This window comes from Telluria sp. B2 (assembly GCF_051789535.1).
Classification (GTDB): domain Bacteria; phylum Pseudomonadota; class Gammaproteobacteria; order Burkholderiales; family Burkholderiaceae_D; genus Telluria.
Genome location: NZ_CP196525.1, coordinates 4,985,412 through 5,007,275, shown reverse-complemented (window position 1 = coordinate 5,007,275; position 21,864 = coordinate 4,985,412). Strand labels below are relative to the sequence as shown.

The 21,864-nt window shown below is 68.0% G+C and carries 12 protein-coding genes; 8 read left to right on the top strand and 4 right to left on the bottom strand.

Translation table 11 applies throughout. The annotated features are described in order from the left end of the window. Positions 1-13 precede the first annotated feature (13 nt). A complete protein-coding gene (locus ACSUZJ_RS22120; RefSeq protein WP_499411747.1) occupies positions 14-1,006 on the bottom strand; it encodes an AraC family transcriptional regulator in 993 nt (330 codons plus the stop codon). A gap of 110 nt (positions 1,007-1,116) precedes the next feature. Between ACSUZJ_RS22120 and ACSUZJ_RS22115 the strand changes: the two genes are divergently transcribed. Beyond that, complete coding sequence (locus tag ACSUZJ_RS22115) at positions 1,117-1,980, top strand: class I SAM-dependent methyltransferase (RefSeq protein ID WP_499411746.1); 864 nt, start codon at positions 1,117-1,119, stop codon at positions 1,978-1,980. Positions 1,981-1,995: 15 nt separating this feature from the next. Here ACSUZJ_RS22115 and uvsE read toward each other — a convergent pair whose 3' ends face one another. After that, a complete protein-coding gene (gene uvsE, locus ACSUZJ_RS22110) occupies positions 1,996-2,895 on the bottom strand; it encodes a UV DNA damage repair endonuclease UvsE (protein WP_499411744.1) in 900 nt (299 codons plus the stop codon). A gap of 313 nt (positions 2,896-3,208) precedes the next feature. Here uvsE and ACSUZJ_RS22105 point away from each other — a divergent pair, with 313 nt between their 5' ends. Both ACSUZJ_RS22105 and ACSUZJ_RS22100 read left to right on the top strand, forming a co-directional pair. Continuing rightward, positions 3,209-4,939 (top strand): ShlB/FhaC/HecB family hemolysin secretion/activation protein, encoded by a 1,731-nt coding sequence (locus tag ACSUZJ_RS22105; RefSeq protein ID WP_499411743.1) that lies wholly within the window; start codon positions 3,209-3,211, stop codon positions 4,937-4,939. 42 nt (positions 4,940-4,981) lie between these two features. Continuing rightward, entirely contained in the window at positions 4,982-14,500 is a 9,519-nt protein-coding gene (locus ACSUZJ_RS22100; RefSeq protein WP_499411742.1) for a hemagglutinin repeat-containing protein, read from the top strand. A gap of 258 nt (positions 14,501-14,758) precedes the next feature. Here ACSUZJ_RS22100 and ACSUZJ_RS22095 read toward each other — a convergent pair whose 3' ends face one another. Next, positions 14,759-17,062 carry a putative bifunctional diguanylate cyclase/phosphodiesterase gene (locus tag ACSUZJ_RS22095; RefSeq protein ID WP_499411741.1) on the bottom strand — a complete coding sequence of 768 codons (2,304 nt, stop codon included), beginning with the start codon at positions 17,060-17,062 and terminating at the stop codon, positions 14,759-14,761. Positions 17,063-17,320: 258 nt separating this feature from the next. On the opposite strand from ACSUZJ_RS22095, the gene ACSUZJ_RS22090 reads away from it, so the two are divergent. The 5 genes from ACSUZJ_RS22090 (at position 17,321) to ACSUZJ_RS22070 (ending at position 21,291) form a co-directional block, all read left to right on the top strand. Beyond that, complete coding sequence (locus ACSUZJ_RS22090; RefSeq protein ID WP_499411739.1) at positions 17,321-17,854, top strand: DUF2058 domain-containing protein; 534 nt, start codon at positions 17,321-17,323, stop codon at positions 17,852-17,854. Between the two features lie 105 nt (positions 17,855-17,959). Further along, positions 17,960-19,084 carry a toxic anion resistance protein gene (locus tag ACSUZJ_RS22085; protein ID WP_499411738.1) on the top strand — a complete coding sequence of 375 codons (1,125 nt, stop codon included), beginning with the start codon at positions 17,960-17,962 and terminating at the stop codon, positions 19,082-19,084. 70 nt (positions 19,085-19,154) lie between these two features. Beyond that, positions 19,155-19,742, top strand: a complete 588-nt coding sequence (locus tag ACSUZJ_RS22080; RefSeq protein WP_499411736.1) for a TerD family protein — start codon at positions 19,155-19,157, stop codon at positions 19,740-19,742. 72 nt (positions 19,743-19,814) lie between these two features. After that, the gene (locus tag ACSUZJ_RS22075) at positions 19,815-20,702 is read left to right on the top strand and encodes a hypothetical protein (RefSeq protein ID WP_499411735.1); all 888 of its coding nucleotides are present in this window, start codon (positions 19,815-19,817) and stop codon (positions 20,700-20,702) included. Positions 20,703-20,751: 49 nt separating this feature from the next. After that, complete coding sequence (locus tag ACSUZJ_RS22070) at positions 20,752-21,291, top strand: FxsA family protein (RefSeq protein ID WP_499411733.1); 540 nt, start codon at positions 20,752-20,754, stop codon at positions 21,289-21,291. Positions 21,292-21,386: 95 nt separating this feature from the next. On the opposite strand, the gene ACSUZJ_RS22065 is transcribed toward ACSUZJ_RS22070, so the two are convergent. Further along, the gene (locus ACSUZJ_RS22065) at positions 21,387-21,833 is read right to left on the bottom strand and encodes a nuclear transport factor 2 family protein (protein WP_499411731.1); all 447 of its coding nucleotides are present in this window, start codon (positions 21,831-21,833) and stop codon (positions 21,387-21,389) included. Positions 21,834-21,864 lie beyond the last annotated feature (31 nt).

The window sequence follows — 21,864 nt, the reverse complement described above, 5'->3', positions numbered from 1 at the left end:
ATTCAAATCTTCTTCACGCCGACACATGCTCGCGCCGCCAGCGTGCGGGCGAGGTGCCGACTTCGCGCTTGAAGGCCCGGGCAAAGGCCGCTTCCGATTCGTAGCCGACCTCCAGCGCGACCGAGGCCACCGGCGCCCGGCTGTCGCGCAAGAGGCCGGCTGCCGCTTCCATGCGCCAGCGCGCCAGGTATTGCATCGGCGGCTGGCCGAGCAGGCGCAGGAAGCGGGCGCAGAATACCGAGCGCGAGAGGCTGGCGGCGCGCGCCAGGTCGTCGATGGTCCAGGGCCGGGCCGGGGCGCGATGGATCAGCGCCAGCGCGCGGCCCAGTTGCGGGTCGCGCAGTCCGGCCAGCCAGCCGGTGCTGCCGGCCGGCAGGCGTTCGAGGTAGCGGTGCAGCGCATCGATGAACATGGTTTCGCTGGCGCGTTCGAGCAGGGCGGCGGCGCCCGGCTCGCCCTTTTCCGCGCGCACGGCCAGGGCGTTCAGGTCGGTGCGCGCGGTGGCGCCGCTGGCCGGCAGGTGCAGCAGGCGCGGCAGGGCGTCGAGCAGGGGATTGAAGGGATGGCGGTCGCAACTGAGGAAGCCGCAGGTGACCTGGTTCTCGGCCCGCTCTTCCGGTTCGCCCCAGGTGATCTCGTATTGCGAGTGGAACACGATCGGGATCGGCTTCGGGGCGTGGCGCGTGGCCGCTACCCAGGCCGGATCGATGCGCGCCGGACGCTGGGCCGGATCGCTCGAGAGCACGTGGCCGTCGCCGTGCGGCAGGATGATGGTGTCGCCCGGCTGCAGGGGCACCGGCTTCATGCCATCCAGGCAAACCCAACCCGCGCCTTTCGTCAGCACGTGGTATTCCATGACGTGCTCGGCATCGGGAAACAGCAGGCCGGCAAGGTCGCGCAGGGGCGGGGCTTCCACCGACCAGTCATTGGGCAGGCTGAGCTGGTAGAAGACCGCGCCGCGCAGGCGCACCGAGCGCAGCACATCGGACAGGGTATCGGTCTGCATCGGTTCGAAGACAGGACGCACAGGCAAACCGGGACGACGCTGGATCAAGCCGCAGCCCCGCATGCGCGCATACTGGCATTCTTCACTCACGAAGATGGGAGCATGCCACCATGGACAAATCAACGCAATCGAACCCCGCAGCCCAGGTTCCGCCGCCGGTCCACCCGGACTTTGCCGCCATCAAGCAGCGCCAGCAGGCTACCTGGGCCAGCGGCGACTTCGCCGTCGTCGGTGTGACCCTGCAGATCGTCGGCGAATCGCTGGCCGAGGCCGCGGACATCCGCGCCGGCGAAACCGTGCTCGATGTCGCCGCCGGCAACGGCAACGCGAGCCTGGCGGCTGCGCACCGCTTTGCCCGCGTCACCTCGACCGACTATGTGCCGGCGCTGCTGGAGAAAGGCCGTGCCCGCGCCCAGGCCGAAGGCCTCGACATCGACTTTCGCGTCGCCGACGCCGAGGACTTGCCGTTTGCCGACGGCGCCTTCGACGTGGCGATGTCGACCTTCGGCGTGATGTTCACGCCGGACCATGCCCGCTCATCGGGCGAACTGCTGCGGGTGGTGCGCGATGGCGGCCGCATCGCACTGGCGAGCTGGACGCCGGATAGTTTCATCGGCCAGCTGTTCAAGACCATCGGCCGCCTGGTGCCGCCGCCGGCCGGCCTCATGTCGCCATCCCTGTGGGGCACGGAAGCCTACCTGGGCGAGCTGTTCGGCGACGGCGCCGCCGACCTGCGCAGCCAGCACCGCCAGTTCATGATGCGCTACGCCTCGCCGGCCCACTGGCTGCAGGTGTTCCGCGATTTCTACGGGCCGGTACAAAAGGCCTTCAATGCGCTCGATGCGCACGGCCAGGCGACGCTCGAGCAGGACATTCTTGCCCTGTTGCAGCGCCATAACGTCGCCGGCAGCGCGTCCCTGGTCGTGCCCTCGGAATACCTGGAGGCGGTCATCGTCAAGCGCAGCCTGCACTAGACGCGGCGTGCCGGTTCAGCCGGCCTGAACGGCCAGGGTTCCCAGCCATGGCCGCAGGCCGGCAATCGCTTCTTCCTTCGACTTCGCCTCGATCTCGATCCACGGCGCCTGCGCATACGACGAAGGCATGGTGGCGATCAGGTCGGCATGCTGGCGGTCGTTAAAGCTTTCCCGTCCGTTCGAGATGTGCACGAGCTGCTGCGCCGGGTCGCGCCAGGTCGCGCGCGCCTTGAGCAGCATTTCGGCCACGCTCGGGTGTTCGTAGCTGTCGAGCTTGTCGTGCACGATGTGGTGGTGGGCGTCGAACACCATCGGCACCCCGGCGCGCATGCAGACGGCGTAAATTTCTTCGGCGCCATAGGCATACTCGTCGTTTTCCAGGCCGAGCCGGCAGCGGATCGCATCCGGCAGGCGGGCGATCGCCTCGACCAGGGCATCGGCACGGTTGGCCTTGCCCCCGTGAATTTCCAGCAGCGCCCAGGGCGAGCGCGGCTGCTGCAATAAATCCATGATGTCGGCATGCATCTGCAGGATCTTGATGCTGTTCTCGACCACTGCCGGCGAATCCGAACTGAGCACCACGAACTGGTCCGGATGCATCACCAGCCGGATGCCGGCCTGTGCCGCGCGCTCGCCGGAGCGGGCCAGCGCCGGCGCCAGCGTTGCCAGGATCTCGCGGCCGATCGGCTCGTCGGAAAACGGAAAGATCCCGGAAGGCAGGCGGTACAAGGCGATGCCGGCTTGCTGGCAATAACGCATGGCCGCGTCGAGGGTCTGGATGTTGTCGCGGAAGATGTCTTCCAGCAGCTTGCGCTGGGTGTCGGGCGACTGCTCCAGCAGCCGCTTGCGCGTGATGGTGCGGTAGCGGATGTCTTTCGACACGGTGATGCAGACCAGGCCGAGGTGAGGGGGCATAGTGCGCTCGCGAAGTTAGCTTCCAGCCAGTATAGGCCTTTGCCTTCCACCCCCGAGCGCGCCATGCGGGCGGCAAGGCTTCGACATCATGTGGCAAGGAAAAAGTAATTGAAAAATAAAGAATATTTGGCAAGATGTTGCATCCTGGCATCGAATAAATGGCGCCGGGCCAGAATCTCCTGCAAAAGTAAGGGCGAGGTCGTTCTGATTGCGCACTTTTGTTTCCGCATGGAATTAGCTAGCCCGGCAGCTGCCTGGTGGCGCATGACGGAAACTGCCCGACCCACGCCATACTTTTCCCGGAGGCGCCGTCATGGCCCGCTTACCTGTACCGACCCGCCTGGCCTGCGTGCTGGCGGCCGCATTTTCCGTCACCCTGCCGGCGCTCGCGCAAACCGGCATCGATCCGGCCGCCGCGGCGCGCCAGGCTGATGTCCTCCAGCGCCAGAACCAGGAGCGCATCCAGCGCGACATCGAGGCCGCCAGGCCGCGCGAACGCGGCACCGAAGGCATCGACACCAGCCGCCTGGTGCCGCAGGTCGACGCCTCGGCCGCCGGCCAGAAATGCCACGAGATCAGCGTGGTGGCCATCGGCGGCGCGCCGATGCTGTCGCCTGCCGTACGCGAAGACATCAACCGCCGTTTCGCCATGCGCTGCCTGGGCGTGACCGAGATCGAGCAGATCCTGGGCACGATCACCAAGGACTACATCGAGCGCGGCTTCGTCACCACGCGCGCCTACCTGCCGGCCCAGGACCTGAGCCGCGGCAAGCTCGAGATCCTGGTCATCGAAGGCAAGCTCGAGGCGATCGAACTCGATGAAGGCGCCCGGAAAAGCATCAACCCCGCCAACGTGTTCCCGGCGCCGGGCGGGCTGCTCAACCTGCGCGACTTCGAGCAGGGCATCGACCAGGTCAACAAGCTGTCCTCGAACAGTGCCCAGCTCGACATCCAGCCGGGCCGCGAAGTCGGCGCCAGCCGCGTCGTGATCCGCAATACGCCGCGCTTTCCATTGCATGCGGGACTGAGCGCCGACAACGAAGGTTCGGCCAGCACCGGGCGCGGACAGATGGCGCTCAACCTCAGCGCCGACGGCCTGCTGCACCTGAACGAACTGATGCTGTTTACGCACCGCCGCTCGACCCCGGTCGACAGCATGCGCAAGTCTTCCGAGAGCAGCAGCTTCACCTTCATCGTGCCCTGGGGCTACACGACGATGACGTACTCGGGCAGCCGTTCGTCCTTCCTCAGCACGATCGTCGCGCCGAGCGGCCTCGACCTGGGTTTCCGCGGCAAGTCCGATTCCGACACCTTCAGCGTCGAGCGCCTGATGTACCGCGACCAGACCTCGCGCTTCAACCTGTCGGCGGCGCTGACGAAGAAGGATACGAAGAACTACCTGGCCGGCGAATTCCTGGGCGTGAGCAGCCGCGCGCTGACCGTGCTCGACCTCGGCGCCAACGTCAGCACCGGGCTGGCCGGCGGCGCCCTGAACGTCGATGTCGGCTATGCGACGGGCCTGAACATGGCCGGCGCGCTGGGCGACGCCGACTACCTGCCCGACGAGGCCCCGCGCGCCCAGTTCGGCAAATGGAAGCTCGGCCTCGGCTACCAGCGCCCGTTCCAGGTCGGCGGTGTCGACCTGGCCTGGTCGAGCCAGCTCACGGCCCAGTACGCGGACGACGTCCTGTACGGTTCCGAGCAGATGCTGATCGGCGGCCTGTACAGCGTGCGCGGCTTCGTCGACCACACCCTCTCGGGCGACCACGGCTGGTATGCGCGCAACGAAATCTCGGTGCGCCCGGCCCTGGACCTGGGCGGCCAGGTGGTGCCGCTGCGCCTGTTCGCCGGCTTCGACCTCGGCCGCGTGCGCAACCGCGTCGCCAACATTCCCGAAGGGCGCCTGTCCGGCATGGCCGTGGGCGCCTCGGCCAACTGGAAGGGTTTCGCGCTGTCGGTCACGCATACCCGCCCGCTTGGCAAGCCCGACTTCTTCCAGCGCGAGACGCCGCAGACCTGGGTTCGCGCCAGTGTCGACATCTGACGCATCGCCAGCCGCATAACAATCAAGACATAACACATCAGTATGAATCGCGCCTATCGCCAAGTCTGGAGCGCCGCCCGCGGCGCCTACATCATCGCCCCTGAAACCGCACGCGGCAACGGCAAGTCCGGCCGCGCCGTCAAGGCCGGCGCCGCCCTCGGCGTGCTCGCCGTCCTCGCCCTGGGCCTGCCCGAGGCCCAGGCCCAGGTAAAACCCGCCACCACCGTCGTTCCGGTGCCGGGCAAGACCAATGCCTACCTGGCGCCGAACGGCGTGCCGGTGGTGAACATCAACACCGCCAACAGCGCCGGCGTCTCGCACAACCAGTTCACCCGCTACGACGTCGAAGCCAAGGGCATGGTGCTCAACAACGGCAACTCGTCGCAATCGGCGCGCCAGTCGCAACTGGCCGGCCAGGTCACGGCCAACATCAACCTGGCCGCCGAAGCGAAGGTCATCCTGAACGAAGTGGTGGCGCCGAACCGCAGTACGCTGGCCGGCTACACCGAGGTGCTCGGCGGGCGTGCCGACGTCATCGTCGCCAACCCCTACGGCATCACCTGCGCCGGCTGCGGCTTCATCAACAGCGACCGCGTCACCCTCACCACCGGTACCCCGGTCTGGGGCAATGACGGCAGCGTCTACGGCTTCAACGTCAGCCGCGGCGACATCCTGGTCAATGGCGGCGGCATCAATGCCAGCGGCCAGCAGATCCTCGACCTGGTCACGCGCGCGATTCGCATCGACGGCCAGGTCAACACGGCGCCGGGCGGTTCGCTCGGCATCGTTACCGGCGTCAACCAGTGGGCCTATGGCAGCCGCGAGGTGACCGGCGCCGCGGTGGCGGCCGAGGGCGCCTCGCCCAGCTATGCGATCGACTCGAGCGCACTGGGCGGCATGTACGCGGGCCGCATCCGCCTGATCGCCACCGAGGCCGGCGTCGGCGTGCGCATGCTGGGCGACGCCGCCGCCAGCGTCGACGACTTCCAGCTCGACGCGGCCGGCAAGGTGCTGGTGCAAAGCCGCGTCTCGGCGGCGCGCGACCTGCACCTGACGCAGCGCACCACCGGCGGCGACGCCCAGGTCGAAGTAGCGGGCACGAATGCCTCGCTGACGGCGCAGCGCGACCTGGCCTTGACCGCGAACGGCGGCGTGACCCTGAACGAAGGCCTGCTCAAGGCCGGCAACAACCTGGCGCTGCAGGCGGCCAGCCTGGCCGATGCCTCGGCCGCGAACGCCGCGCGCAGCGCCGGCGCGCATGCCGACGTGAACCTGCGCGGCGCGGCCAGCCTGGACGGCTCGAACTGGGGCGCGGGCGGTCACCTGAAGCTCGCCGCCGACACCCTCACGGTGGGCGCCACCGGCACCACCCTGTACAGCGGCACGAATGCGGCCGGCGCCGACCGCGCACTCGAGATCGCGGCCGAACACGACATCGACATCGAGCGCGCCCGCATTACCGGTCCGGCCGGCGTCAGCCTGGCCAGCCGCGCCGGCGGCATGCGCCTCGGCAGCGGCGTCGAACTGACGGCCGCCGCCGACCTGGCGCTGGCCGCGCAGACCCGTTTCTCCAACGCCGGCAGCGCGCTGGCCGGGGGCGACCTGACGCTGCACGCCAGCGACGCCGGCACCGTCCTGCAGGCAAGCAACAGCGGCCTGCTGCAGGCCACCGGTGAACTCGAAGCCGGCCAGGCCGGCAAGCCCGTCGCGCTGGTCAACAGCGCCGGTGCGCGCGTGCTGGCCGACGGTATCGCCTTCGATGGCAGCACGCTCGACAACAGCGGCACCATCCAGGCCACCCGCGCGCTCGGCGTCACGGCCACCGGCGCCGTGACCAACCGCGCTGGCGGCACCATCCTGAACACCACCGCCGGCCAGGGCGTGACCCTGTCCGCGGCCAGCCTCGAGAACGCCGGCACCGTGCAATCGGCGGGCGCCCTGGACGCGAGCGTTGCCGGCGCCAGCGTCAACAGCGGCCAGATGCTGACCCTGGCCAGCACCGACGGCGGCAACAACGGCGCCCTGAACCTGCGCACCGGCAGCCTTGCCAACAGCGGCACGCTGGCCGCGGCCGGCGCCGGCGTCATCAGCGCTGCCGAGGACATCGACAACACCAGGCAGATCCAGGCCCAGTCGCTGGCGCTGCAGGCCGGCGGCCACCTGGCCAACCGCGGCGCCGACGCCGTGCTGCTGGCGCAGACCGACCTGGACGCCAGCGCCGCCACCGTCGACAACAGCGGCACCATGCAGGCCGAGAAGGCACTGCTGGTAAATGCCGCCAACCGCCTGGCCAACAGCGGCGTGCTGTACAGCCGCGCGGCCGATGGCCACCTGGCGCTGCGCGCGGGGGACCTCGTCAATTCCGGCACGCTCCAGGGCGGCGCCGCGGCCGAACTGCACAGCACCAGCGGCGCGATCGTGAACAGCGGCCAGGTGCTGGCCGCCACCGCGCTCGACCTCGACGCTGCCACCGGACTGAGCAACAATGGCGCTGACGCCGTGCTGCTGGCCGGCACCGGCCTGCGCGCGCAGGCAGCCAGCATCGTCAACGAAGGCACCGTCCAGGCGCAGGACGCGGTGACGCTCGGCGCCGCCGGCGCATTCAGCAACAGCGGCCTGGTACAGGCGCGTGCCGCGGACGCGGCGCTGAGCCTGACGGCCGCTTCCGTCGCCAACAGCGGCAAGCTGCAGTCGGCCGGCAGCGCCGACCTTACCGGCACCGGCGGCGCGATCGTCAACAGCGGCGAGATCGCCGCTGCCGGCACCCTGGGCCTGGAAGCCGCGGGCGCGCTGCAGAACCAGGGCGCGGCCAGCGTACTGCTGGCCGGCGCCGGTCTCGACGCCCACGCCGCCAGCTTCGACAACGGCGGCACCGTGCAGGGCAAGACGCTTGCGGTCACGGCAGACGGCGCCCTCGGCAATGCTGCCGTGCTGCAGAGCACCGACGGCGCCCTGGACTTGCGCGCCGGCAGCATCGCCAACACCGGCACCGTGCAGTCGGCCGCCAACGCCGGCCTGCGCGCCGAGCTTGGCGCGATCGACAACGGCGGCAAGGTACTGGCGGGCGGCACGCTCGACCTGAGCGCGGCCGGTGCACTGGTCAACCGCGGCACGGATGCCGCGCTGCTGGCCGATGCAGACCTGAACGCCGTTGCCGCCAGCGTCGACAACCGCGCCGCGGTGCAGGGCGAGCGGTTGTCGGTCACGGCCGCTGGCATGCTGGACAACAGCGGCACGCTGCAAAGCGGGGCCGACCAACTGGCGCTGCGCGCCGGCGCGATTGCCAACACTGGCGTGGTGCAGGCGGGCGGCAGCGCCGACCTGCGCGCCACGGCCGGCGCGCTCGCCAACAGCGGCAAGATCCTGGCCGACGGCGACCTGGCACTGAACGCCGCCGCTACGCTCGACAACCTGGGCGCAGCCAGCCAGATCATCGGCCAGGGCGCGCTGGCGATCGACGGCGCGAATGGCTTTGGCGTGAACAACGACGGGCGCATCCAGGCGGCCGGCGACATCAGCCTTGGCCAGTCCGGACAAGCCGCGACGCTGCGCAACAACGCGGGCGCGACCATCTTCGGCGACGCCGTCGCGCTGCATGCGGCCGACACGATCAACCGCGGCCGCATCCAGGCCATGGGCACGGGCGCGATCGCAGGCGCCAGCCTGTCCAACCTGGGCAGCAACGCCGTGGTCCTGTTCGGCATCGAGGGCGAGAAGGGCAGCATTGCGCTCAGCGGCAGGCTGCGCAACGAAGGCGCGATGCACGCGGGCGGCAACATGGACGTGACCGCCGCCGGCATCGTCAACACCAACACCGCCGGCCTGTCCTCGCTGCAGAACCTGAGCCTGAAGGCCGTCGATGGCGGCATCGACAACGCCGGCGCCCTGTACGCCGGCGCCACGCTGAGCACGCGCGCGCCTGGCCAGACCATCACCAACACCAGCAGCGGCACGATGGACGCGACCGACATCGACATCGCGGCCGCCACCTTCAGCAACTACAACACGGTGATCGCGACCCACGACACCGGCATCGCCACGACGGTCGCCTTCAATAACCTGCCGACCGGCGACGTGCCGAAGGTGGTTGCCGGCTCGACCAGCTACGGCGGCGTGAAGACGGTGTTCGACACCGGCGGCATCGACTGCAACTGGTTCGGCGACTACTGCAACCACCTGTGGGTGCGCGCGCAGGAATACACGGTCACGCAGAAGCTGGACGGCGCCGAGCCGGTCCAGAAGGGCCAGATCATCGCCGGCAACGCGATCAACCTGAAGTACGGCCAGGCGGCGACCAATACCGCCTCGCTGATCTCGGCGCCGACCATCAACATCGAGGGCAGCGGGACCTTCACCAACACCGACCTGCACCTGGACCAGATCACCTACGCGCGCCGCTGGCGCGTGTGGAAGACCGACAGCACCTTCGGCAGCCTGAACTACGAATACCGCTTCCCGACCAACGAAGCCGACTTCGACTGCGCCGGCGGCGACTGCTACAGGGGCTACGCCGGCAGCGAAAGCGGCGCCATGAACAGCTCCTACACGCTGGAAGTCAAGCGCACCACCTACAAGGTGTTCAGCGCCGGCATCTACGCGGACCGCCTGAACTTCGTCGGCGGCAAGCTGCAGAACCTGGGCTCGCCTTACGAGCGCAGCAAGACGGCGACCAGCGTGGCCGGCGATACCGCGGTCGACGCCGGCAAGGTCGGCGGCGTGAGCGTCTCCCTGCTCAAGGGCGCCAGTCTGGCGCTGCAGGGCGCGGCCAAGGTCGCCGAAGCGAAGGGCGCGGCAGCAGCCAGCGTGCCGGCCGCGAACGGCGTCACGTTCACCGGCCTGAACCTGAACCTGCCGACCAACCCGAACGGCTACTTCGTGCCGGCCAAGAACCCGACCGCGACCTACCTGGTCGAGACCAATCCGCTGTTCGCCGTCGGCAGCAACTTCGTCGGCTCCGACTACCTGTCGGTGCGCCTGGGCCTGAACCCGGACACGGTGCAGAAGCGCCTGGGCGACGCCAACTACGAGGCCAAGCTGATCCGCGACCAACTGGTCGCGCAGACCGGCAACAACATCATCAAGGGCCAGAAGAACGAAGCGGCGCAGATGCAGGCGCTGATGGACAACGCGGCCAAGGCGGCCGGCACGCTGGGCCTGAACTTCGGCCAGCCGCTGACGGCCGAGCAGGCCGCCGGCCTGACCCAGGACATGGTCTGGATGGTCGAGCAGGAAGTGGGTGGCCAGAAGGTGCTGGTGCCGGTGGTCTACCTGGCCAAGGACACGCGCGATTCGATCGAGAGCGGCGGCCCGGTGATCGCGGCGACCAACGCCACTATCAAGGCCGGCAGCGTCGAGAACACCGGCGGCACCATCGCCGGCGACACGCTGGCCATCACCGCCGAGGGCGACGTGCGCAATACCGGCGGCAAGATCAAGGGCGGCGACGTCTCGGTGACCTCGACCAAGGGCAGCATCATCAACGAGACCGTGGCCGACACCAACGGCGGCAAGAACTATGCGCGCACCGTGATCGGCGCGACCGGCTCGATCGAGAGCACCGGCAAGCTGGACCTGGACGCGAAGAAGGACATCATCGTGACCGGCGCCGACATCAAGGCCGGCGGCGATGCCAGCCTGGCGGCCGGCGGCAAGGTCACCTTCGACACCATCCAGGACAAGCGCGCCGATTCGAGCTACACGGCCTCGCAGGGCCTGTGGGGCCTGTCGAGCTCGAGCACCTCGACCCATACCGCAAGCAGCACCAACATCGGCTCGAACCTCGAGACCGGCGGCGGCCTGAAGATCAGGAGCGGCGGCGACACCACGATCGCCGGCTCGGCGGTCAAGGTCGGCGGCGACCTCGACCTCGATGCGGCCGGCGGCGTGAACATCGTGTCGCGCCAGGACACGAGCGAGTCGAACACGACCACCACCCGCAGCGGCCTGGGCGTCGGCGGCGGCCTGTACGGCAAGAACGAGACCACGACCGACACCTTCAAGGGCCGCAATGCCGGTTCGACCCTCGAGGTCGGCGGCAACGCCAACATCGCCGCCGGCGAAACCCTGACCCTGCAGGGTTCGAAGCTGAAGGTCGGCGGCGACGCCAGCGTCAGCGCCACCGACGTGCAGGTGCTGGCCGGCCAGGACGTCGACCGGACCACGACCAAGACCACGACCACCTCGTTCCTGAAGATTTCGGGCTCGGGCGACAGCAGTGCCGGCGCCGGCGCCGATTCCTACGCCGATTCGTCGGCCGGAGCGAAGAGCAAAAAGGGCGCGGCCAGCGCCAGTGCCGGCGCGGGCGCCGGCGCTTCCGCCGGCGCCGCGGCCAGCGCCTCGGCCAGCGCCGGCCTGACCCTGGCCGAGACCACGACCACCAACACGCTCGACTACAAGTCGCGCGCGGTCGGTTCGGAACTCGACATCGGCGGCGGCCTGACGGTCACGGCGAAGAAGGACATCGTGCTGCAGGGCGCCACCGTCAACACCGGCGGCGACACCACGCTCAAGGGCGAGAAGGTGCAGATCCTGGCGTCGCAGGACGTCGACATCTCGACCAGCAAGACCACGACCACCTCGCTGGGCCTGTTCGTCGATTCGACCAACGGCGCGCAGGCGGGCGCCTCGGCAGAGGCCAGCGCCGGCGCCCAGGCCAGCACCGACCGCGGCGGCAACCAGGCCAGCGCCAGCGCCCAGGCCGGCGCCCAGGCGGGCGCCTCGGCCAGTTCCGACACCAACATCGACCTGGTGCGCACCAGCACGACCGGGACCAACAGCCTCGACATCCGCAACACCGGCACCACGATCAACGCCGGCGGCAAGCTCAAGATCGAGGCCACCGACAAGCTGCTGGTGCAGGGCTCGGACATCGGCGGCGAGCAGGGCGTGTCGCTGAAGGCGAAGGACATGGCCTTTACCGCCGCGGAAGACGTGAGCGTGACGACCACGACCACGACCCGCACCAGCGCCGGCCTGTACCTCAGCGCCGGCGCCAGCGCCGAGGCCCATGCCTCGGCGGGCGCGGGAGCGATGGCGAACCAGGACAGCGGGCAGATGAACGCCGGCCTGAATGCCGAATTCTCCGCCGGCGCGTCGGCCGAGGCGAAAGCCGGGGCCGGGATCCAGGCGCGTCACAGCAGCGAGAAGACAGTCGACGGCTCGACCACGGCGAAGGTGTCGACCATCCGTTCCGGCTCGGGCGACATCGAGCGCACGGCCGAGAACAGCATCGTCGACGTCGGCACGTCGATCGACGCGGCGGGCGACTTCAGCCAGTCGGCGACGACCATCGACAGCCGCGCGGCGAAGAACACCACGTTCAGCAGTTCGGAGTCGAGCAGCGATTCGATGCGCCTGGGCGTGTATGCGCAGGCCAACGCCGGCGCTTCGGCCAGCGCCAGCGCGTCGGCGGAAGCCGGCAGCGGCATGTTCGGGCCGGGCGCGCACAATGGGGTGGAAAACAATAGCGAAGCCGGCGCCAACGCCAGCATCGGCATCGAGGCCCAGTACGCCCACGAGCAGAGCAGCTCGAGCAGCAACAGCAGCGAAGCGGTGGTCTCGACCATCCGCGCCGGCGGCAAGGTCAAGAGCACCTCGAGCGGCAAGACCAGCTTCGAGGGCACGCAGATTGCCGGCGAAGGCGGCGTCGAGCTGGGCGCGAAGGAGATCGACTTCAAGGCGGCGGCCAACACCGAAAGCAGCAGCGAGAGCGGCTTGAACGTGAACGCCCAGGCCAATGTCGGCCTGGCGCTGGGCAGCGATGGCGTGGTTGACGCCGGCCTGGGCGGCGGCTTCGAGAAGAGCGGCGCCAAGTCGTCTTCCTCGACGGCGGTCACCGGCAGCATCCAGTCGGGCGGCAACCTGGTCATCAAGACCCAGGGCGACGCGCGCTTCGAGGGCACCGATATCGGCGCCGCGGGCGACGCTTCGGTCGCGGCCGGCGGCAAGCTGAGCTTCGACGCGGCGAAGAACACCAGCAGCGAAAGCAGCAACAGCGCCAACGCCGAGGCGAGCGTGTCGATCTCGAAGTCGAAGAGCGCCAGCGGCAGCGAATCGTCGGCCGGCCTTGAAGCCTCGGGCGGCTTCGAGAACGAGAAGTCGAGCAGCAGCGAGGCGGTGACCGGCAGGATCGCCTCCGGCGGCAAGCTGAACCTGTCCTCGGGCGGCGACATGCGCTTCGAAGGCACGGCGGTGCAGGGCGGCGGCGACACCGAGATCGACGCCGGCGGCAAGGTCGCCTTCGACGCGGCGCGCAATACCAGCAGCAACGAGTCGACCAGTTTCTCGGCCAGCCTGTCGCTCAGCAAGAGCAGCAGCAACGACACGACCAAGGGCGAAAGCAGCAAGAGCCACGGCGCCGGCATCGGCCTCGAGGGCGGCTACGCCAAGGAGAAGAGTTCGGAAGCGGTGGCCGGTTCCGTCGAGAGCGGCGGCAACCTGCGCATCAAGAGCGGCGGCAGCGCCAGCTTCGAAGGCACCGACATCGCGGCCGGCGGCAAGGCGGCGATCGACGCCGGCGGCGACGTCAGCTTCAAGGCGGCGGAAAGCACCTCGGAGTCCTTCGGCGTAGCGGCATCGCTCGGCGTGGAAGGCAGCAACACCACGAAGACCGGTCCGAAGGCGGCCGAAGCGGGCGCCGGGAAGCCGGCTGCGGCCAAGCCGGCCAATGCCGGCGGCGGCCTGGCGATGGCGGCCACCGGCGCGGCGTCGCCGAACCAGGAAACCACGCTGGAAAAGGAGCGCAAAGGCAGCGTCGGCCTGGAGGTGGGTTCGGAAAGCAGCAGCGAGAAGAAGGGCGGCTCGATCAAGGCCGGCGGCGGCATCGCGATCAACTCGGGCGGCAACGCCAGCTTCGAGGGAACGCAGGTGCAGTCGGAGGGCGACGTTGCTGTCGCCGCCAAGGGCGACGTGACGATCACCACCGCGAAGAGCAGCAGCAGCAGCGTCGGCGTGGGCATCGATGCCGAAGGCGAGAAAGCGAGCAATTCCGATCCGGCCGAGAACAGCCATGCGGCCAAAGGCGGCTTCGGCATCGAAGCCGGTTCGGAGACGACCCACGAGAACGCTTCGTTCGAGTCGGGCGGCAAGCTGTCGATTTCCTCGGGCGGGCGCACCAGCCTGGTGAACGCCGAGCTGAAGGCCGAAGGTGGCAAGGAGATCGCCGCCGCCGGTGGCGTTGCCACCAGCACGGTGCAGGACAGCGAATCGGGCTTCCGCATGAGCGCGAGCGCCCGTTCCGAGTCCGAGCCGAAGGAGGCGCCGCCCGAGCAGGCGCCGGCCGCCGGCCAGGGCATCGCCTCGGCGGCGCTGGGCCTGGCTGCACCGGCAACGCCGGCCGGTGCCGGCGGCGCCAAGCCGGCAGCCGCCGGGCAGCCGCAGGTGAGCGCCAAGCCGGCCGTCGAGAAGGCCGAAACGGCCAAGCCGGCGGAGGAGAAGACGCAGGCCACCAAGCCGGCGCAGGAGAAGAAGAAGGCGGCCAAGCCGGCGCCGGCCAAGCCCAAGACTGCGCCGAAGAAGCCGGTCAAGAAGGTGACGCCGCCCGACCAGCCTCCGGCCACCTGACGCCCCTGAGCGACGCCCCGGCGTTGAACGAAACGGCAACCGCGCTGCGGTTGCCGTTTTTTTTTGCGCCGTCCCGCCAGGCCGGCGCAAAAGGGCAGGATGGTGCCGCCGCTGGCCTGGATCCGGCTCGGGTATTGGATGCAAGCGTCATGCAGCCCTGGCAGGCACGGGATCGGACGGGGATGGATGGGCGCGCGGGCGGTCCGGTGGACGGCGCACAGGCGCATGCACGGCGCCGCCTCAGCGGGGAGTTGCGCTTCAGGCGGCCCGGCGCTCGCCCGTGCCCGCGAGCCTGCCCAGCACCTCGGCCAGCGGCAGCGGCCGCGCGAACAGGTAGCCCTGCATGTGCGGCGCGCCATGCTCGGCCAGGAACTGCGCCTGGGCCTCGGTCTCGACGCCTTCGGCCACCACGCGCAGGCGCAGGTGGGCGGCCATGGCCAGGATGGTGCGCACGATGGCAATGCCGTCCGGGTCGTCCGGCGTGTCGCGAATGAAGCTCTTGTCTATCTTCAGTTCGTACAGCGGCATGCGCTTGAGGTAGGACAGGTTCGAGTAGCCGGTGCCGAAGTCGTCGATCGAGAAGCGGATGCCGAGCGCGGCCAGTTCCTGCATGAGGGCAATGGTGCCGTCGCGGTTGCCCACCACCACGCCTTCGGTGAGTTCGAAGATGAGCTGGCCGGCCGGCACGCCGGTCTCCGCCAGCAGGCGCCGCACCGCGCCGACGAAGTCGCTCTGGCGGAACTGCGCGGGACTGACGTTGACCGACACCGGCATCGGGTGACCGGCCGCGTCGAGGCGCTGCCAGGCCAGGCAGGCCTGGTGCAGGGCCCACTGGCCGAGCGGAACGATCAGGCCGGTGGCTTCGGCCACGGGAATGAAGACATCGGGCGGCACCATGCTGCCGTCAAGCCGGCGCCAGCGCATCAGCAGTTCGGCGCCGACCGCGCGGCCGTCCGCATCGAATTGCAATTGCAGGTGCATCGCCAGCTCGTCGCGCGCCAGGGCCATGCCCAGGTCGCGCTCGAGCGTCAGGCGCTGTTCGACCTCGGCGCGCATGGTGGCCTCGAACAGCGCGATGCCGTTGCGCCCGCCCGCCTTGGCGCGGTACATCGCGGTGTCGGCCTCGCGCAGCAGGTCTTCCACGCTCTGGCCAGGGCGCGGCATCAGGGCGACGCCAATGCTGGCCGAGGAGTTGTAGTGGTGGCCGTCGATCTCGATGTCCTCGTCGAGCGCCGCGCGGATTTGCTGGGCCCTGGCCAGCGCAGCGGCGGCGACCGCGGCTTCGCCGGCTCCCAGCTTGTTGAGCAGCACGACGAATTCGTCGCCGCCGATGCGCGCGACCATATCCTCGCCGCGCAGCAGGTCAGACAGGCGGCGTGCAGCCTGGCGCAGCAGCTCGTCGCCGGTAGCGTGGCCGCGGGCGTCGTTGACGTACTTGAAGTGGTCGAGGTCGATGAACAGGAGGGCGCCGCCCTCGGCGCAGGCCTGGGCTTGCGCCAGTTGCGTCTCGAGGCGGTCCATCAGCAGGCGCCGGTTCGGCAGGCCCGTCAGGACGTCGTAGAAGGCGAGGCGGTGGATCGCGCTGGCCGCTTTCTTGCGCTCGCCGATGTCGCGCCCGACCACGACCCAGTGCGTGTGCGCGCCCTGCTCGTCGCGGAAGGGACTGAGCTCGAGCTCGATCCAGGATGGCTTGCCGGATTTCGAATAGACCATCAGCTCGGCCGACACGCCCTGGCGCCGCTTCATGGCGCCGACGATGCGCGCGAGTTCGGCCTGGTCGGTCCGGGGACCCGCGAACATGACCATGCTGCGCCCGAGTAACTGTTCGCGCGCATAACCGGTATGGCGGATAAAGGCGTCGTTGGCGAAAATGATCGGTTGCGGTTCGTGGGGACCGGCGGAGGCGCGGGCGATGATTACCTTGTCGTTGAGCTGGGCGACCGCGGCGGCGACCAGGCGCAGTTCCGCATTCGCGGCCTGCAGGGCGTTCTGGCCTTTCTCGAGCGAATCGGCGAACTGGCGCAGCTCGTCCAGCGATCTGGCGAGCCGCTGCAGCAGGGTGGCGCAGGACATCGTGATCAGCGAACCGACGAACAGGAAATTCAGGCCAACGAGAATCGAGGACACCGGATCGTTTTCCGGCAGGCCGGCGACGTCGGCCCTGACGATGCCGCGCAGGCCCAGGGCCACGATGATGAGGGCGCTGACGGCGATCGCGCCCAGGGCCGGGCGCATGCCCAGCAGCACTGCGGAGAATACCGGTGGTGCGATCAGGTAGATCTGCGCGACCTGGCCGATGTTCACCATCAGGCCGGTCGAGACGAAGAACACGATCGCGATGAAGTTCAGCACGCGTGCCGTATAAGACAGGCTATGCCAGCGCCAGATACCGGCCAGCCAGGCAATCGCCAGCAGATCGATGACGATCACGGCCCACATGCCTTTCTGTGCGGAGATCACGATGCTGGGCACGGCCGTGGCGATGCCCAGCACGAGCACGATGGTGAGCAGGCGGGAAAAGATGTGGGTGCGCCAGTGCGCGATGTCGGTAAGGGGAGCCACGGGTTGCCTTCGGTACGCAAGAAAGTGCCGCTCTTATTAACAGAGGGCACTATTTTTGCTGCAACGCAACAGTTTAGCCCGGCTTTGTGTCCTTGTCAGTGATCGTGCATGCGAGTGTTGCGAAAGTGACGCGCAGCGTGCCGGAGCGATAGCGCGTATTCAAGCTGACGGATGGTTCCGACAACGGACTGGCCGCGGTTTGCTATGCTAACGCTCTATGCCGGCGTAGGCCGGACGTTAATTGATGGAGCGCCACACATGGCATCGTTGCAGGAACAATTTTTGAAGGCGGGCTTGGTCAACAAGGGCAAGGCCAAGCAGGTACAGCAGGAAAAGAGCAAGCAGCAGAAGATCGAGCGCCGCACCGGCGCCCAGAGTGTCGACGAGGCGAAACTGGCCGCCGCCGAACTGCAGCGCAAGCAGGCCGAGCGCGCACGCGAGCTCAACGCCCAGCGCGACGCCGCCGCCACCCAGAAGGCCATCATGGCCCAGATCGCCCAGATGGTGCAGCAGAATCGCCAGGACAAGGGCAAGGGAGACATCCCCTACAACTTCACGCACAATGGCAAGATCGAGCGCATCCATGTGTCGGCCAAGGTGCAGGAGCACCTGATGGCCGGCCGCCTGGTGATCGTGCGCCTGGGCGATGCCACCGAGCTGGTGCCCCGCGTAATCGCCGACAAGATCGCCGAGCGCGACGCCTCGCTGGTGGTGCAGGTCAAGAAGGCGGCCGAGGTCGATCCGGATGATCCTTACGCGGCATACAAGATTCCGGATGACCTGATGTGGTAAGCCGGGCCGCCTCCGGCGGCAGCAGGGAAACCAGGCGCTGCTCGCCTGGCCGGATTGTGCGATGGTAAGCTACCAACATTCTTATTCCAAACCTGAGGGAGTGTCATGAAACCGCTGTTCTCCGCCGAAGAGGAAGCCAAGGCAGCATCCACGACGCCGGCGCCCGCCTTTCCGCCCCTGATCGAGCCCGCGCTCACGCCGGACCTGCCGGCCGCATTGCCGCAGGCGAGCGCGCCGCAGCCGGTGCGCGTCGATATCTCCGGGATCGACGACAAGGCCATCGAGGCCCTGGGCGGCTCCACGGGCGCGGGCGTGGCCAAGGTGTCGGCCAAGCTGCTGGGCACCGTGCGTGCATCCGATGCGGATGTGTTCGGCACGCAGCTGAACGAACTGATCGCCACCGCCAAGGGCCTGGATCCGGCCAGGCTGCGCTCCGGCGGCCTGGTGTCGCGCATCACGGGCATGTTCGGCTCGGTCAAGGAAAAGATGCTGTCGCAATACCAGGCGGTCGAATCGCGCATGGACACCCTGGTCGCGGAGATGACGCGCCATGCGAACGTGCACCGGGCGCGCATCCAGGATTTCGATGAGATGTACAAGGGCCTGGAAGCGTATTACCAGGGCCTGGATGCCGACGTCAGGAAGGGAGAAGCCTGGGCGGACAAGCTCAGGCAGGCGGTCGCGCAGCAGGCGGCGCCGGCCAACGCCTTCGAGGCCCAGCAGGCGACCGAGCTGAAGCGCCGCCTCGAGCGTCTTGAGAAGCGCATCGACGATCTGAAGCGCGCCATGCTGATGGCCACCCAGATGGTGCCGCAGATCCGCCTGTCGCAGGACAATGCCCGGGCCCTGACGGACACCTTCACGGACATCGTCAACGTCTCGATCCCGGCCTGGCGCAACGTGTTCTCGCTCTACCTGCTGCAACTGGAGGCCAAGCAGAGCGCGGCAGTCGCCAATGCCGCCTATGACGCCACTGACGCGGCCTTCCGCACCCAGGCCGACATGTTGCTGGAAAATACGGAAACGGTGGCCCGCGCCAAGCAGCGTTCCCTGGTCAGCCTGGAAACCGCCCAGCACGTGCAGACGCAGCTGATTACCGCTTTCGACAAGCTCGAGCAGATCTCGAACGAGGGCCAGCAGCGCCGCAGGGACGAGCTGCCGAAACTGCAGGAACTGGAGCGCGACCTGATCGCGCGCTTCTCGGTGACCGGGGCGCCGGGGCCGCTCTGAGCCGCCGCCGTGCATTGATCCCTGCCCCCGTTCCAGCGACAATAACATTTTCACCATAGAAGGAAGACCCATGTCGACGATGCTCGAAACCGGCCACCGCATCAACCTCGAAAAATCGGCGCCGGGCCTGAAGCGCGTGCGCATCGGCCTCGGGTGGAAGGTCAACGCGGCCGAGGGCCAGGCTTTCGACCTCGATTCGTCGGTATTCCTGTGCCGCAAGGACGCGGACGACAATCCGGTCATGATCAGCAACGCCCACTTCGTCTATTACAACCACACCACGTCGCCGGACGGCGCGGTCGTGCACTCCGGCGACAACCGCACCGGCGACAAGGATGGCGACGATGAAGTCATCACCGTCGACCTGGCCAGGGTCGACCCGGCGGTCATGGAGATGCCGATCGTGGTCACCATCCACGATGCCGAGGTGCGCAAGCAGAACTTCGGCCGCGTTTCCGGCGCCTACGTGAAGGTGTACAACGACGAAACGGGCGAGACGATCGCGCAATACAACCTGACCGAAGACTATTCGGACAAGACCGCGCTGCAGTTCGGCTCGTTGTACCGCAGGGATGGCGAATGGCGCTTCCATGCCGTCGGCGCCGGCTTCAAGCTGAACCTGGCAACCTTCATCCGCAAGCTCGGCGGCACCGTCTGAGAACCCGTTTTCTCTTCCGATCGACGAGCGATTTGCCGGCGCCTGGCGCCGGGTGACCGCGCCGTATAACTGATGACACCGCAGACGCCCAAGGCATTCGACTTCGGCGAGGAGCCTGAAGCTCCCGCCGTTCCGGTCGAGCGAGCGGCCGGGCCTCCCGCCGTGCCGCGGGCGCTCGACTTCGGCGAGGAGCAGGGCGCCCCCACTGCGCCTGCCGGCGGCACTCCGCCCAAGGCACTGGACTTCGATGACTTGCCGGCGCCTGCCGCCGCCCCCAAAGCCCCGGCCCGGGCGCTGTTCGACAGCGAGGACCATCCGGCGCTGCGTGACGCCCTGGCGACCGCCCGGGTCGACCATCCCGCATTGTTCGCGCAGGCGGAGCAGCGCCTGGCCGCCCTGTTTCGCCGCATCCTGCCGGTGAGACTGGCGCTGGTCATGCAGTGGGGAGAGGGCCCTTTGATGGAGCAGGCCGCGCTGCTCCAGCCCGCGACCGAGCTGGTGCTGAAATTGACGCAGATGGCGGTGCCGGCACTGCTCGACGCCGCGCTCGAGAGCACCCGGGCGCCGGCGGGCGTGTTCGACAAGCTGTTCCGCCGCCAGGCGTCGCCTGCCCAGTACAAGCCGGCTTTGAGCTCATCGCGCGAACAGCTCATGCAGCTGATGGCGGACAGCGAGCGCGTCATGCGCAAGCTGGAGGAGTCGGCTCGGAACCTGAGCCTGCATGGCGCCGTGCTCGCGGTCGTGACGAAGCTGGCCGGCGGCGCGCCGGATCCGGCCTTGCTGGACGCGCTCATCCAGCGCCGCACATTGATCGGACAGGCGGTGCGCCAGGCGGAACTGTCGATATTGCAGATGGGGCAGATGCGCCAGCAGGCCGCCGACCTGATCGGGCAAGTGTCTTCCTTCCTGACGGTGACCTTGCCGGCCCTGGAAATGGCGCAGGCGCAGAAAGATCCCTGATGCGACAGGCAGGAGCGCCTGCCTGCTGGGGAGCGTGGCAGGGGAGAGAGTGCTGTTAGAATTTGCGCTAACTTTCCGTCGCCCATTTGCAGGAGTAGACAAAATCCTAGGTTTTTTACTCAGAACGGCGATACGTGCGCCAAAGCTGACGATCGCTGTTGCGTTACTGGTGCTGGCGGCGTTGGCCAGCACGCTGACCTACACCGGTTTCCTTGTCGTTGGGGTATTGGCCGATTATCTCGGCACGGGCCGGGTCGTGGCGGGACTGCTGCTCGGCGTCCTTTTTGCGAGATTTCCCCGGATAAGCAAAGGCAGGCTGCGCATTGTCGGTCTGCTGCCCAAGGCTGCCCGTCGACCGCTCATCGCAGGCTTGCTCGCACTGTGCATGGTGCACTTCCTGTCGAGAGGCGACTACCTGCCTGCGGCGTTTCCAGGTTTCGCCATGGCTTTCCTTCTCACTTATCCCTGGTTGCGTCGGGCCATCTTCGATCGGATGCTGTCGTCTGTCTTCAAATTCACCGGCCGGACTCCGTCCAAAAACGCCGATGACATGGTGATTGACGGTGAATTCAGGGAGAAGAAGGACTGAGAGTTGGCCAAGAGCGCCTGACAACACCGGAACGCATCAAGACAAAAACAGGAACGCCACCCGAAGGTGGCGTTGGTGCTGCTTGCGTATTGCGCTTAGTGATGCATTGGCGCTCCGGCCCCCGGTCTTTGTCCCGGTTGGTCGGGCAGAAAGGCGTGTTCGGCTGCCGCGGTGTCGGTATAGCTCTGGAACTGCGCTATTTTTCCATCGCGTACAGTAAATACATGCACCCACGGGCCGCCGAAGCTGCGTCCGGTGGGCTTTGCGGACCAGGTCGCATCGCCGATGACGACGACCTTGTCGCCTTCCGCGATGAATTCCTTCGGCGTGAACGCAATCGTGTCCACGGCGGCATCGAGCCTGGCAAAGAACTGCGCAATCTCGGCCTTGCCATGATAGGTGCCGGCAAACGGAACCGATTGCGCTTCGGGGATGACCCACTCGGCGTCGTCGCGATAGCGCGCCAGCAGGGCCGGGATATCACCGATCTGGAACAGCCGATAGCCTTCCATGATCAGCCGTTTGTTCTCTTGTGCGTCCATGATCTACCCCTTCGCTGTGTGTCGACCGGTC

What these genes read in the sequence shown, in the direction of transcription:
- ACSUZJ_RS22120 (WP_499411747.1), bottom strand. Translation starts at nt 1,006, where the DNA reads ATGCAGACCGATACCCTGTCCGATGTGCTGCGCTCGGTGCGCCTGCGC.
- ACSUZJ_RS22115 (WP_499411746.1), top strand. Translation starts at nt 1,117, where the DNA reads ATGGACAAATCAACGCAATCGAACCCCGCAGCCCAGGTTCCGCCGCCG.
- uvsE (WP_499411744.1), bottom strand. Translation starts at nt 2,895, where the DNA reads ATGCCCCCTCACCTCGGCCTGGTCTGCATCACCGTGTCGAAAGACATC.
- ACSUZJ_RS22105 (WP_499411743.1), top strand. Translation starts at nt 3,209, where the DNA reads ATGGCCCGCTTACCTGTACCGACCCGCCTGGCCTGCGTGCTGGCGGCC.
- ACSUZJ_RS22100 (WP_499411742.1), top strand. Translation starts at nt 4,982, where the DNA reads ATGAATCGCGCCTATCGCCAAGTCTGGAGCGCCGCCCGCGGCGCCTAC.
- ACSUZJ_RS22090 (WP_499411739.1), top strand. Translation starts at nt 17,321, where the DNA reads ATGGCATCGTTGCAGGAACAATTTTTGAAGGCGGGCTTGGTCAACAAG.
- ACSUZJ_RS22085 (WP_499411738.1), top strand. Translation starts at nt 17,960, where the DNA reads ATGAAACCGCTGTTCTCCGCCGAAGAGGAAGCCAAGGCAGCATCCACG.
- ACSUZJ_RS22080 (WP_499411736.1), top strand. Translation starts at nt 19,155, where the DNA reads ATGTCGACGATGCTCGAAACCGGCCACCGCATCAACCTCGAAAAATCG.
- ACSUZJ_RS22075 (WP_499411735.1), top strand. Translation starts at nt 19,815, where the DNA reads ATGACACCGCAGACGCCCAAGGCATTCGACTTCGGCGAGGAGCCTGAA.
- ACSUZJ_RS22065 (WP_499411731.1), bottom strand. Translation starts at nt 21,833, where the DNA reads ATGGACGCACAAGAGAACAAACGGCTGATCATGGAAGGCTATCGGCTG.